Annotated in this window: 15 protein-coding genes; 13 read left to right on the top strand and 2 right to left on the bottom strand. The window is 37.3% G+C overall.

The window, feature by feature from the left end:
* The first annotated feature begins 66 nt into the window (after nt 1-66).
* Nucleotides 67-543 carry a DUF2062 domain-containing protein gene (locus B9A52_RS19930; protein WP_084122194.1) on the top strand — a complete coding sequence of 159 codons (477 nt, stop codon included), beginning with the start codon at nt 67-69 and terminating at the stop codon, nt 541-543.
* 35 nt (nt 544-578) lie between these two features.
* On the opposite strand, the gene B9A52_RS19925 is transcribed toward B9A52_RS19930, so the two are convergent.
* The gene (locus B9A52_RS19925) at nt 579-1,094 is read right to left on the bottom strand and encodes a DinB family protein (protein WP_084122192.1); all 516 of its coding nucleotides are present in this window, start codon (nt 1,092-1,094) and stop codon (nt 579-581) included.
* A gap of 310 nt (nt 1,095-1,404) precedes the next feature.
* On the opposite strand from B9A52_RS19925, the gene B9A52_RS19920 reads away from it, so the two are divergent.
* The 12 genes from B9A52_RS19920 to B9A52_RS19875 all read left to right on the top strand — a co-directional run bounded on the left by B9A52_RS19920 (nt 1,405) and on the right by B9A52_RS19875 (nt 10,664).
* Entirely contained in the window at nt 1,405-2,766 is a 1,362-nt protein-coding gene (locus B9A52_RS19920; protein WP_197687244.1) for an FAD-containing oxidoreductase, read from the top strand.
* Nucleotides 2,767-2,872: 106 nt separating this feature from the next.
* Nucleotides 2,873-3,154 carry a DUF427 domain-containing protein gene (locus B9A52_RS19915; protein ID WP_084122188.1) on the top strand — a complete coding sequence of 94 codons (282 nt, stop codon included), beginning with the start codon at nt 2,873-2,875 and terminating at the stop codon, nt 3,152-3,154.
* A 119-nt stretch (nt 3,155-3,273) separates the two neighbouring features.
* The gene (locus B9A52_RS26400) at nt 3,274-3,402 is read left to right on the top strand and encodes a hypothetical protein (protein ID WP_262483127.1); all 129 of its coding nucleotides are present in this window, start codon (nt 3,274-3,276) and stop codon (nt 3,400-3,402) included.
* Nucleotides 3,392-4,888 (top strand): BCCT family transporter, encoded by a 1,497-nt coding sequence (locus B9A52_RS19910; protein ID WP_084122187.1) that lies wholly within the window; start codon nt 3,392-3,394, stop codon nt 4,886-4,888. The genes B9A52_RS26400 and B9A52_RS19910 overlap by 11 nt, the downstream gene beginning before the upstream one ends.
* Nucleotides 4,872-6,029, top strand: a complete 1,158-nt coding sequence (gene egtB / locus B9A52_RS19905) for an ergothioneine biosynthesis protein EgtB (protein ID WP_084122186.1) — start codon at nt 4,872-4,874, stop codon at nt 6,027-6,029. The genes B9A52_RS19910 and egtB overlap by 17 nt, the downstream gene beginning before the upstream one ends.
* 6 nt (nt 6,030-6,035) lie before the next feature.
* Nucleotides 6,036-6,968, top strand: a complete 933-nt coding sequence (gene egtD, locus B9A52_RS19900; RefSeq protein ID WP_084122184.1) for an L-histidine N(alpha)-methyltransferase — start codon at nt 6,036-6,038, stop codon at nt 6,966-6,968.
* Nucleotides 6,965-7,912: a glycosyltransferase gene (locus B9A52_RS19895; RefSeq protein ID WP_157370231.1), complete on the top strand. Its 948-nt coding sequence runs from the start codon at nt 6,965-6,967 to the stop codon at nt 7,910-7,912. Before egtD ends, B9A52_RS19895 begins: the two co-directional genes overlap by 4 nt.
* A 268-nt stretch (nt 7,913-8,180) precedes the next feature.
* A complete protein-coding gene (locus B9A52_RS19890) occupies nt 8,181-8,405 on the top strand; it encodes a CsbD family protein (RefSeq protein WP_084122181.1) in 225 nt (74 codons plus the stop codon).
* Nucleotides 8,406-8,818: 413 nt separating this feature from the next.
* Complete coding sequence (locus B9A52_RS19885) at nt 8,819-9,265, top strand: hypothetical protein (protein ID WP_084122180.1); 447 nt, start codon at nt 8,819-8,821, stop codon at nt 9,263-9,265.
* A 227-nt stretch (nt 9,266-9,492) separates the two neighbouring features.
* On the top strand, nt 9,493-9,804 hold the full coding sequence (locus B9A52_RS19880; protein WP_084122178.1) for a hypothetical protein: 312 nt from the start codon (nt 9,493-9,495) through the stop codon (nt 9,802-9,804).
* 117 nt (nt 9,805-9,921) lie between these two features.
* Nucleotides 9,922-10,077 carry a lmo0937 family membrane protein gene (locus tag B9A52_RS25700; RefSeq protein ID WP_157370230.1) on the top strand — a complete coding sequence of 52 codons (156 nt, stop codon included), beginning with the start codon at nt 9,922-9,924 and terminating at the stop codon, nt 10,075-10,077.
* A 281-nt stretch (nt 10,078-10,358) separates the two neighbouring features.
* A complete protein-coding gene (locus B9A52_RS19875; protein WP_157370229.1) occupies nt 10,359-10,664 on the top strand; it encodes a helix-turn-helix domain-containing protein in 306 nt (101 codons plus the stop codon).
* Nucleotides 10,665-11,144: 480 nt separating this feature from the next.
* Here B9A52_RS19875 and B9A52_RS19870 read toward each other — a convergent pair whose 3' ends face one another.
* Nucleotides 11,145-13,142 (bottom strand): S9 family peptidase, encoded by a 1,998-nt coding sequence (locus tag B9A52_RS19870; protein ID WP_084122176.1) that lies wholly within the window; start codon nt 13,140-13,142, stop codon nt 11,145-11,147.
* Between the last annotated feature and the right edge of the window lie 5 nt (nt 13,143-13,147).

Below are 13,147 nucleotides of genomic sequence, written 5' to 3'. Positions count from 1 at the left end.
TTGATATTAAATTTAAAAACAAAGTAATTATTGGGAGGTTAAAATATAATAAGGAAAAGGCACAGGATGTGGTTTAGAAATTATCAACAAAAAATAAAACGATTGTTTCTGCAGGGACTGAATCCAAAGGAATTGGCAATGAGTATTGCATTGGCTTTTTGGATAGGCATTTTCCCTATTTATGGCACTACAACAGTTATTCTTACTTTTTTAGCCCTGAAATTAAAACTCAATCTCCCTATTATGATTGCTGTCAGCTATGCACTGACCCCAATACAATTTTTGTTGTTAATTCCTTTTATAAGGATAGGAGAATTTGTTTTAGGTTTTCAGCCAATGGCATTGGATTTATCTACCCTGAAAGCCTCATTTTCTTCGGGCCTGTTTGAAACTCTCTCAGTTTTTTCCGGAAGATTGGCACTGGCGGTAGGTGCCTGGATATTAGTAGCTCTACCTATATCAGTTTTGCTGTACATAATTCTGTTTCAGATTTTCAGAAAAGTAAAAAGATTCAAAACTGAAAATCAACTGGATTCTGTTTAATTAAAATACCTTCCAAAGTTATAGATTGAAAAGTATTACCATCCTACATAGGGAGGCGCTTTTACTCCTGCCATTCTGAGATAGACAATGCATTGACCACGATGATGTACCTGATGATCTCTCAACAGGTAAAAAATATTTTCTTTGCTCATCTCCAGTTTACGAAACTCAATGGCGGTATTCAAATCATCAGTAGAAATTCCCGAAATTAGGCTTCCTACATAATCATTGGCATTTTCTAAGATTTCTATAATCTCATCCTTGTTTAGTTCTTCTGCTTTGGTCCGGTCATAAAAAGTTTTGGATTCGCCTGAAATGAGCCGGGTCAGAAAGCTGATATTATCCACAATATGAAGCAGCTGTCCCCCAAAAGTCATGGCATCTGCTTCCGGTTTGAATCCATAATTTTCTTCGGGCATAGCTTTGGCCACTTCTAGGGTATATTCGGATGCTCTTTCCCAAACTTGAGGATATTGGGAAGTAAAGAAGTTTTGGGCTTTCAGTGGAACGGAATAAAATAAGATTAGAAGAATCAGTATTGTGTTTTTCATGAATTTGAATTAGATCATACAAGTTAATAAAGTTTGTAATCGGTTTTAACTTATCATTGCTGAATTGCTCAATTTTTCATTTAGAGCTATATTTTAATTTCATCAAAATAATATTTAACAGGCATTTTTGACTTCTTTATACATATCCAAATCTTTGTCAGTCTTCCGACATTTGGTAAAAATGTTTTGAGCTAGTTTTAACTTTTAATGGAATGCTAATCATTTAATCCCTGAAAGTTTTAGACTGTTCAAGGGAAAATTTGTAATTTAAGATTTACTGTGGAGCATTTTTTTAATAAAAGATATGACCATGAAATTTGATGCAATTGTGATAGGCTCAGGACAGGCAGGTACGCCATTGGTTTTTAAGCTTGCCGGTGAAGGGATGAAAGTGGCCTTTATTGAAAAAGAACATCTTGGTGGTACATGCCTGAATGTTGGCTGTACACCAACCAAAACCTATGTAGCCAGCGCAAGAAGGATGTATGATGCCCTAAATGGAGAGGCCTTGGGTGTATTCATTCCAAAGGGGGCTAAAGTGGACCTCCTAAAAGTCAAAGAACGAAAAGATAAGCTTATCCAAAAATCAGTGGACGGCATAGCCAAAGGCCTTGATTCAGAGAAAAACATTACTTTTTATAAAGGTGAGGCCAAGTTTGTAAGTTCAAAAACCATCACCATCAATGGAAAAACTTTGGAGGCAGATAAGATATTTATCAATGTTGGAGCAAGACCTCTTATTCCTGAACCTTTTCAAGGGTTGGATTATCTGACCAATCAGAGCATTTTGGAGCTGGATAAACTTCCCGAACACTTGGCTATAATCGGTGGAAGTTATATAGGACTGGAATTCGGACAGATGTTCCGGAGATTTGGCAGTCAGGTGACCATTGTGGAAAAGGCGGATAGGATTATTTCAAGAGAGGATGAAGATGTTTCAGCAGAAATCCAAAAAGTGATGGAAAAAGAAGGAGTTGAATTTCGATTGGAAGCCGAATGCATTGGTGCTAAAAAGGATAAAGATGGCTCTTTTAGGGTAAAGGTTGACTGTGAGAAAGGAGAACCTGAATTTCATGCAAGCCATTTGCTTCTGGCAGTTGGCAGGATACCAAATACTGATCTATTAAACCTTGAGGCTACCGGGGTTGAGGTGAATAAAAAAGGATATATTCAAGTCAATGATGAACTGGAAACAAATATTCCAGGGATTTATGCCTTAGGGGACTGCAATGGTAAAGGGGCATTTACCCATACTTCCTACAATGATTTTGAGATTGTCTCGACCAATCTCTTTGAAAATGGAAAGAGAAAATTATCAGATCGTATCCTGACCTATGCCCTGTTTGTTGACCCACCTTTGGGAAGGGCAGGTATCAGTCTTAAGGATGCAAAAGAAAAAGGACTGAATGTCTTGGTCGGGTATAAAAAAATGGAAGAAGTGGCAAGGGCAAGAGAAAAGGGAGAAACTGACGGCTTTATGAGAGTCATTGTGGATGCTGAATCCAACAAAATCCTTGGTGCGACTGTTCTAGGTGTGGGCGGTGATGAAATCATCAGTGGGATCTTGAATGTTATGTATGCTGATGCACCTTATACGGTCATTCGGGATTCTGTGCAGGTGCATCCCACTGTTTCAGAATTGATTCCAACCTTACTGGAGGATTTGGAATAAGAATCAAGACTTAAGACACAAGATCCAAGATATTGGATTAGAATAGTTTTAAATCATATTCTTTAGGATCTAGGATAAATGACATATTATAAACTAAAAAATAAAAATGAAAGCAATCTGGAATAATACCGTCATCGCAGAAAGTGAAAAAACCATTCAAATAGAAGGAAATCACTATTTCCCTGCAGATACCATAAAAAAAGAATATTTCAAACCCTCCGATACCCATACCACCTGTCCATGGAAAGGCGTGGCATCTTATTATTCGATTGTGGTCAATGGAGAAACCAATAAAGATGCCGCTTGGTATTATCCGGAAGCCAAACCTGCAGCTAGGGAAATCCAAGACCATGTTGCCTTTTGGAAGGGAGTAAAAGTGGAGCGATAAGCTCTTTAAACCCATAATTCTTTGTTAATATATATGATTCTTTAATATTGTAGTTCATTTAAGTACGCAATGATGCATGTAAAATGGTAAATCAATATAATTCTCGGCAAGGAACTGAAATGTCCCGTACATCCGACATCGGACTTCGGACTTCCCTGCCTACCGGACATGCGGGCAACCTGTTTGTAGCAGAATATTGGCTTATTGACCAAGAAGCGAATAACCATTTTGTAGGTAATGTTTTTTAATAAGGCAATCGATACGCAAAAACTGACCTTTATCCTTTCATTGGCTTTTTGCCTTTTGTTCTTAATTCCTGCCGTAGCTTTTCCTGAATTATTCAAAATAAAATTAGGCGAATGGACAGCTTCCAGCATGGGGATTTTTGGAGGGTTTTACTTGTGGTTGGGTTTTTTGGCAGTTGTCCTGTTATTGATTCTGGCCTTTTCACCTATAGGAAAAAAAAGATTGGGAAAGGAAAAACCGGAATATGGCTGGTTTTCCTGGATTGCCATGTTGTATAGTACCGGAATGGGAGGAGGATTAATGTTGAGGGCTGTTCAGGAACCGGTTTATTATTTTTCCAATCCGCCCAGAACATCAGTTTTCAGTGATAGCGAGTTTGCGCTTCAATATACCTTTTTTCATTGGGGTTTGACCCCTTGGGCCTTTTATGGGCTATTTGGCCTGATTATCAGTTATAATCTCTATATCAGAAAAAAAAGTATTCTGGGTTCTGCTTTTTTGGGGAAAAGATTTGAAAATACGGTCTGGGTATCCATAGTTGACCTTTTGATCATTATCTGTACACTTTTAGGCGTGGTAGCCGGAGTAGGCCTGGGAAGTAGACAGCTGTTAAGTGCCTTGGTTTATTTGACAGCATGGGACCAACTGGCTTCGGGAAATACAATCTTCATTGTCTTGTTGGTATGTTTTCTGGCTACCTTTTCAGCCTTCATAGGCGTGAATAGGGGGATTCGGGTTCTTTCTAATTTTAACATAGGAATGGCTTCCATCTTATTGTTATTTGTCTGGATTGTAGGAAGTGAATGGTCGGCATTGGGTAATCTTTTCAGATCTATGGGAGCTTACCTGTGGGAATTTGTTCCCATGAGCCTGAATCTAAAAAGCCATCAGGTTTCAAAGGAATTTTTGATAGACTGGACTTATTTCTATTGGGCATTTTGGTTGGCATGGGCCCCATTTACCGGTGTATTTATAGCAAGAATTTCAGAGGGAAGGACCATCCGCCAATTTATCATTGGAGTGATTTTTGTCCCTTCTTTTGGGACATTTCTATGGTTTTCTGTTTTTGGAGGGAATGCATTCTGGCTTCTGGAAACAGGCAGGGTCGTTTTGGAAGATTTTGGATCTATCTACAGCAGTTTATTCAATTTCTTGGAAGCTTTTCCTTTTTCTGCCTTGAGCAATACTGTGGCATCTATATTGGTATTTACCTTCCTGATCACCTCCATAGATTCGGCCATATTTGTGCTGAGTATGTTTTCGGACAATGGAAAAACGGAACCTAACAAACGTTTTAGGCTGTTTTGGGGAATTACCATAGCTATATTTGCCATGGCGGTGATATGGATAGGCAAAGAGAGTCTTTTGGAATCTGTTAGTCAACTGATGATCCTATTCGCGTTGCCATTTAGTTTTTTGTTTTCAGGAATGATCCTTTACTTTATCTATCAGCTATATTTTAATAAGACTCATGAACAGAAATCATAAGCTCACCGCACTTTTCTTAAAATGTAGAAATCTCACAGAGTCTATCTGTGGACCTCTGGAAGTGGAGGATTATGTGCCCCAACCCATCGTGGATGTTTCTCCCCCCAAATGGCATTTGGGCCATACTACCTGGTTTTTTGAAGCCTTTGTATTACAGCAGTTTGCTAAAGGGTATAAAATCTTTCATGAGGATTTTGCTTATTTGTTCAATAGTTATTACAACAACGCAGGAGAGAGGGTGCTTCGGCCTAACCGTGGATTGATGAGCCGCCCACCTGTCAGAGAGGTGATGGATTATAGAAAATACGTAACGGATTCCATGGTGAAATTTTTATCCCTGAACCAGGAGGATAAAATATTGGATATCATCGAACTCGGCATCAACCATGAGCAGCAGCATCAGGAATTGTTAGTCTATGATATCAAATACATTTTGGGCAATCAACCTACTTTTCCGGTGTATGGTGAAGGATTTGAATGTAAAAAAGGGGCTACAGAAAATGGATTCGTGAAAAGAGCTGCGGGTTTGTACAGCATTGGAGCAGATGGAAAAAGTTTTTGTTATGACAACGAACTTGCGCAGCATCAGGTCTATTTGAGAGAATATCAGATTTCCAAATCCCTGGTTACCAATGGGGAATACCTGGAATTTATCCAGTCAGGGGCTTACACTGATTTTAATTTATGGCTTGCCGAAGGTTGGGATTTCATCAATCGGGAAGGAATTCAGGCGCCACTTTATTGGCACAAAATCAATGGGGAATGGTGGAACTATACCTTCAAAGGGCTTCAAAAAGTGGATGTGAATGTACCTGTTCAGCATGTAAGTTTTTATGAAGCTTTGGCATTTGCAGAGTGGAAGGGTATGCGACTGCCGACGGAATTTGAATGGGAGGCAGCTGCGGAAGATTTACAATGGGGACAATTATGGGAATGGACCTACAGCGCCTATCAGCCATATCCGGGATTTGCAAAAGCACCCGGGGCATTGGGTGAATACAACGGAAAATTTATGATCAATCAAAATGTCCTTCGCGGAGCCTCTGTGGCTACTCCTCAGGACCACAGTAGAATTACTTACAGGAATTTCTTCCACGCCGCCTCCAGATGGCTTTTTTCAGGAATAAGGCTGGCAAAATAAAAAACTATGGGAAGTGACAGCTTTATCAATGACGTAATTTGGGGATTGAGTGATCCCCAGAAACATCTACCGTCCAAATATTTCTATGACGAAAAAGGATCAAGGATTTTCCAGGAAATCATGCAGATGGATGAATATTATCTTCCGGGCTGTGAAAGGGAAATCCTTTACAAGCAATCCCAACAGATCGCCAATGAAATCAACCATGAGGAATTTGATATCATTGAATTGGGGGCCGGAGATGGGTCCAAGACTTTGATATTCTTAGAAGCTGTGGTGAATATTGGAAAAAAGATCACTTATATTCCCATGGACATTTCCGAAGAAATTTTGAAGGTCAACAGACAGCATATTTTGGAAAGACTTCCAGACTTGTCTGTTGAGGTATTACCAGGAGATTATTTCAGCACTATCAGAGCAATTGAGTCCAGACCAAAACCTCGATTGGTCATGTTTATGGGCAGCAATATTGGGAATTTTCCAGGTGAGAAAGCAATTGAATTTATCCGTTTTGTCAATGACTATTTGAATCCTGGAGATTATTTTCTGATGGGCGTCGATCTGAAGAAAAATCCCCATGTCATCAGGGCTGCTTATAATGACAAAAAAGGAATTACAAAGCGCTTCAATTTAAACCTATTGGAAAGGATCAATCGGGAATTGAAAGGTGATTTTAACCTCAAAGCATTTGAGCATTATGGGGTATACAATCCATTGAGTGGGGCAGCGCTTAGTTTTTTGGTCAGTATGCAAGAACAGGATATCCATATTGCAGACCATACTTTTCATTTTGACCAATATGAAACCATCCATACGGAAGTTTCTCAGAAATACAGCTTAAAGGAATTGGATCAATTGGCAATCAAGACCGGATTTTCCTGGGACAGACATTTTACGGATAGCAGAGGATATTATTCCTTGAGTTTATTTAAAAAGTGAAAAAAAAGGTAGATTTAAGGATATTTTGTAGTAAAATGGCTAAGGTTGCGACTATTATCATAACATATAATGGATCTTATTGGATAAAAAGATCCCTGGAGCATTTATTCCAAAGTTCGGTAACTTCTTACCTCATCATCGTGGACAACAACTCCACTGACGATACCATTGAAATCATCAAACCTTTTCTTGAAAAGATTGAATTGATCCAATTACCCTCAAACCTGGGTTTTGGAGGTGCAAACAACATAGGCATTCAAAGGGCTTTAGAACTAGGTTATTCCCATATTTTTCTATTAAATCAAGATGGATATGTTCAAAAGGATTGTATTTCAAAGTTACTTTCCACAAGCTTACTCAGTCCTCAATTTGGCATTATAAGTCCGATACAATTGGATGCCACAGGACATGCAATGGACCCGGTTTTTCAGAGTCAGGTGGCCAAGTATTATGCTCCGGATACAGGCAGACTGAATAAGGAACTTGTAAAGGAAAAGCCCTCAGACCCAATAGAGGTAAGGTTTGTGGGTGCTGCCGCTTGGTTTCTTACTTCCGAACTGATCAAAAAAGTCGGTTTGTTTCATCCTGTGTTTTTTCACTATGGGGAAGATAACAACTTTGCGGCCCGGGCCCAGTATTTTGGCTTTAAGATTGGTATTCAGGTAACTACAGCCATGATTCACGATAGGAAACCTCGGAAAAAATCCAAATTTTTACCCATAAAGCTTAGATCTTTTCCGCTGCATCAATTGCTTGATATCAGAAAACCTTTTGTGCTTGCCTGGGTGGTGGCATATTACCAAATGATGCGAACTTGGAAAAAGCTCCATAAAGCAAGTGGAAACAAACACAAAAAACAGTTTTTGGAAATGCGCAAATGGTTTTTTTCAGATTTAAAAAAGGCATTGGAAATTAGAGAAGAAATGAAGAAGGGCTATAAGTAAATTTATTTTGAAAACCATTGACACTTTTCTAATTCCCTATTCATTACCTTAAAATTTGGCTTTTTGGATATAAGCAATTATTTAGGCAGAAATAGTAATGAAATTCCTGCATATATATTGATAAACCCCTTTAGGTGTTGATTTTTCAAATATTTCTTTAGGTGAATTTGTTGGGAATCTGTAAAAACTGTAACCTAAAAAGGTAAGAATATAATTCACTTAAGATTTTTTCCATGACCTTTGATGAATAATTAAAGACAATTATTTCATGCAGAATAAAAAGACCATTAAAATTGAAAATTATCAAGTTACAGGTGATTGGGGAAGGCAATCTTCTCTTTTGCAGGAAAAATTTCCGGAACTCACTGATGATGATCTTGAATTTGAGGAAGGCAAGGAAGATGAACTGATCAGAAGGTTGGAAGTCAGACTGAATAAAAAGCATGATGAGGTAGTCAATATTATCAGAAAAAGTCAATTGGAAACTATTTGATAATTTGATTCCATAAAGAAATGTTGGGATTTTAAGAAAAACATCAAAAGCATAATTTTTTTAACTAATAAAATTAAGTTTTTTGATTATCCATGAGTAGGTTAGGTGATAAGATTTGGCCAAAAATAATCCTAAAAGGATGAACTAGGTCTGTCAGTTATTTTTAACGGTTGAATTTGTTTGGGTGAATTAATGATACCGGCGCCAACTGAAAGTGGATAATCCAACTTTTTTTAAAAAAAGAAGGGAAAAAATAAATCTCAAAATATGCCAATGAAGTCAAAGGATGAAGATAAGTAAAATATATAACCTATATAAATAATAATACAATCAAAAATTAAATTAATGGGTATACTTTTGTTTCGATCAAAGTAAACAATTTTATACAGGCTTAAATGAATGTTTTATCAATAATGAGGAAAGGTCTTTTAAGTCTAGCTTTAATATCAGGGTTCAGTTATTGTACTGAACCAGCAAAAGAAAAAAATGAAAAAGCAGCATTGGAAATTCAGGATAATCAAATAGAGGCTTTAAAAGTAAATGAAGAATTCAGTTTGGCTGTGATTGATTCAGTTTTTGAATTTCAGGAATATATCAACGCTACTAAATTTCGGCTAAGTGAAAACACTAAAAATCTTGATGATATCAAGAGTGAATTCAAATCAGACAAAAGCAAAATCATGCTGGCCTTTGAAGGAGAGGTGTTCAAATTGAACAAAAAGAATTTGGAATTGAAATCAAGAGTAAATGATTCTTTAAAATACCAAAATGGCTTAGAGGATCCATATTTCACTGAACTTGACAAAGAGATTGGCATCCTGGAATCATCCATCACTGACCTTAGAAAACGAAGTGAGTAAAATCAGGAATGTTAGAGGATAATTATTAGGGCTTATAAACGGTAAGAAAGGCAGGTTTAACCTGTCATTTCTTTTTTTTACCATTTTGGTCATTTTTAAAAAGATCAATCTCTATAAAAAATTGCACAATTTCTAATCAATCTGTAAAACATGAAACTTTTTGAAATTTTACTGTAATGCTTTTTTGATTGAATACCATCATCTTACAGTACTAAATTATTATATAAATGAGAAAAATCAAGTTGTTTATTTTGTCGGTTTTAACATTTTCTTTTTTTTCAATTGCTTCAATTCAAGCCAAAGTGGATGAGAAATCAGAAAAAAAACCTACAATGACCGAAGCAGAAATCCAGGTATTGGTAGATAGATTAGAAGAAATCAAAACTATGGATAAGTCTAATTTGGAAAGAAGCGAAAAGAAAGAATTAAGATCTGAAGTCCGGGAAATCAAAGAAGAAATCAAAAGAAATTCCGGAGGTGTCTACCTTTCAATAGGGGCGCTTCTTTTGGTTATCATCTTGTTGATTTTATTACTTTGATTGTTTAAATACCAAACACTTACATGTAAGATCCTTAAACAAAACTCTGTATTAAAAAACGTATCCAAATAGGAATTAATCACTAATAAATTTTATACAATCCAAAAATCCAACATTATGGGAAATCTACTTTATATTATTGCGGTCATATTAATCATCATTTGGGCTGTAGGCTTTTTAGGCTACAACAGTGGGGGAATTATTCATATCTTGTTGGTCATTGCCATAATCGCAATAATCCTTAGGGTAATCAGGGGAGGAAGAATTGGTTAATAAGAAAATAGTATCAACCTATTGGTAGTTCATGAAATTTTAACAATTAATAATACAATATTGAAATTGTATTTTCTCCAAAGAAGAAGCCTGGGATTTAATAATTCCGGGCTTTTTCGATTCTTAATCATTTTACCTTTTTGAATAAATGATTATTTATAATTAAGCCTAAATGGACACAATTTGCAATTATTTTTTTAGCTTCGACTGGATTAGAAATTTCATTACTTTTAAACCAAAATGTACATATCCGTGAAAATTACGCTCCGCTAGGATATATTGTGAAGCCCTTCAATAATGAGCAGTTATTTTCAACTATTGAGCTGGCTTTGGCTCAAATGGAAAGTGGAAGGAACCAGGAATTGGATTTTGAACTGATCGACAAGAAAATGCCTGAACCATTAAGTTCTAGAGAAAAAGAGGTTTTGGCCTGTATTTTTAAAAGTATGAACACCAAAGCAACTTCTGAGACACTTTTTATTAGCACAAACACGGTGAAGTTTCATCTGAAAAACCTTTATGAAAAAATAGGGGCCCATAATAGGTTAGAACTGATTGTCACATTGAAAAATATGATATTGAAGTAAATTACAAGTTTTGAATCAGTTTCCAATGGATGTTTAGATCTATTTAAATCGTAAGATATTCAATACCTGATAAATTTTTGGTGTGATGGATTCATGTGAATTTTTGATTTTTTTAGGATGGTTTCTCGCCAAAGTCGCAATGAAGAAAACGCGACGATCGCAAAGAAAAGTTTGAGGAGCTGGCTGCGACACTCTTTGCGCCTTCCCAATCCTCGGGGTAGGGTATGCGTGAAATCAAAAATCAAGATATGGTTAAAGTCTAATATTTTCCTTTAGCAAGTATTAAATACTTCTCGCATGGACTAAGAGATTGAACAACTGTCTATACTTATAAAGCCATTGAATCAAGTAGATTTTTAAACTTTGGAACTTTAGAAAAGTTAAAAAAATATGGAGTCAAGTCCTCAGACTTGCTCCATATTTAAATTATTCTGAAAGGATTAGGTTTTCAAATATTCAATTGAAAACCAGTCTTAAGTCTTATTTCCTTTTGTACTTATCAAACCAAGAATAGAGGTAGAGCTGGGTACGCATATAGTTGGATGGATTGGTGCCTGTACCATGGTATTCGTTTTGGAAACGGATCATAGCGGTAGGGACTTTCAGCACCTTCAAGGCTTGATAAAATTCTTCTGTTTGTGAAATGGGAGTTCTCAAGTCATCTTCACCACACATCAGCATGGTGGGTGTTTTTACGTTTCCTACATACATTAAAGGCGATCTTCTAATGTGTTCGCTTGGATCATCCCATGGATACTCTTTGAAGTTTTTATACCAACTCACCCCGTCCGTATTGCCTACAAAAGACAGCCAGTTGATCACTGGGAAGTTGACAGAAGCTGCAGCAAATCGGTCTGTATGTCCAACTATCCAAGAAGTCAAAACTCCTCCGCCACTACCGCCATAGACGAAGAGATTTTTTTCATCGATATAGCCTTTTTTGATGACCTCGTCGACGCCATTCATCAGATCATCATAATCCTTACCGGGGTAGTCGTTTTTAATAGCATTGCCAAAAGCTGATCCATAGCCCGATGAGCCTCTTGGATTGGTATAAAGTACCACATAGCCTTCAGCTGCGTGATGTTGCCAAGTGAAGTTGAAGCCAACGTTGTACATTCCATGTGGTCCACCATGTATCACTAGGATCAGGGGATATTTTTTGGTAGCATCAAAGTCAGGCGGTCGGACAATCCAGCCATGAACATCTAAATTATCAGTAGACTTATACCATATTTCCTCAACTTCTCCCAAGTGTAAATTTTTCAGCATGCTATCATTCAAGCTGGTTAATTTTTTGATGCTGGGATTAGTTACATTGAATGCAATAACTTCTGCTGGAGTGTGGTAGTCAGTCATTATCCCCACAGCTGTACCATTCTTATTGATGTCCGAAACTGTCAGCAGATGGTTGCCTTGACTCACTTGCTTATGCCCTCCTCTAATGGGAGCAAAATAGAGGTTTCTTGTTCCGTTATAGTCCGCATTGAAATAAACACCTGAGTTATCATTTGCCCAAAACATACTTGAAGGTGAACGGTCAAAGTCCACAGCTAATTCCTTTGGGTTTTTTCCATCAATATCCATGATGTAAAGCTTATTTTCTATGTAGGTATCATCAGTCCAGTCATAACCTACATAGGCCACTTTTTTACCATCAGGAGAAACTATCGGTGAACGATCAATACCATTCCTTTCGGTTAATTGACGAATTTCCTTATTCTCTACGTTGACAGCATAAATATTAGATTGCCTGTATTCATATTCTGCATCTTCTACGCGAAGACTAGTAAACAGAATTTCCTTGCCATCCGGTGTCCATTCTACTCCACTATGATTCCAATTCCCTTGCGTCAGTTGACGAGGGGTTCCACCATCAGCCGAAACGATAAAAATATGATTAAAGCCCTCTTCCACATAGCCTACCCGGTCACGCCTATAATTCAATTGAGTGATGATTTTGGGGGCCTCGGTCCACTTAGCTCCTTTTGGTCGGTCAGGCATCTTTATGTTCCAAGGTTCACTGTACGGAACAAGCAGATTGAAAGCAATGTATTTACCATCCGGAGACCATTTGATATTGGTGGGAGTTTTTTCTGTTCTTGTCACTTGCGTAGCACCCTCCATATTCTTGTACTTGACAAAAATTTGATTGCCTGATGGTTCACCTTGAGCCATGTAGGCAATTCGAGTGCCATCAGGTGACCAGCTTGGAGAACTGCCTTTGCTGAAAAATCGGTTTTTACTGCCATCAGCATCCATGATATACAGTTCATTCCTACGAGTATCATTCACTTTATCTACCCAACCTCTGGTATATATGATTTCTTTACCATCAGGAGAAATTTGTGGGTCTGCCACACTAATAACATCATAAAATTGCTCCAACTTGAGTTTTTCCTGAGCAACTACTTCGGGTATGCTGAATAGAATCACTATCCAAAATCCAAATAAAGTAAGGGTGTTTATGTTTTTCATATAGG

This window comes from Aquiflexum balticum DSM 16537 (genome assembly GCF_900176595.1).
GTDB classification, from domain to species: Bacteria; Bacteroidota; Bacteroidia; order Cytophagales; family Cyclobacteriaceae; genus Aquiflexum; species Aquiflexum balticum.
Note: the sequence above shows the minus strand (reverse complement) of the source record. Positions and strands in the feature narration are given on the sequence as shown.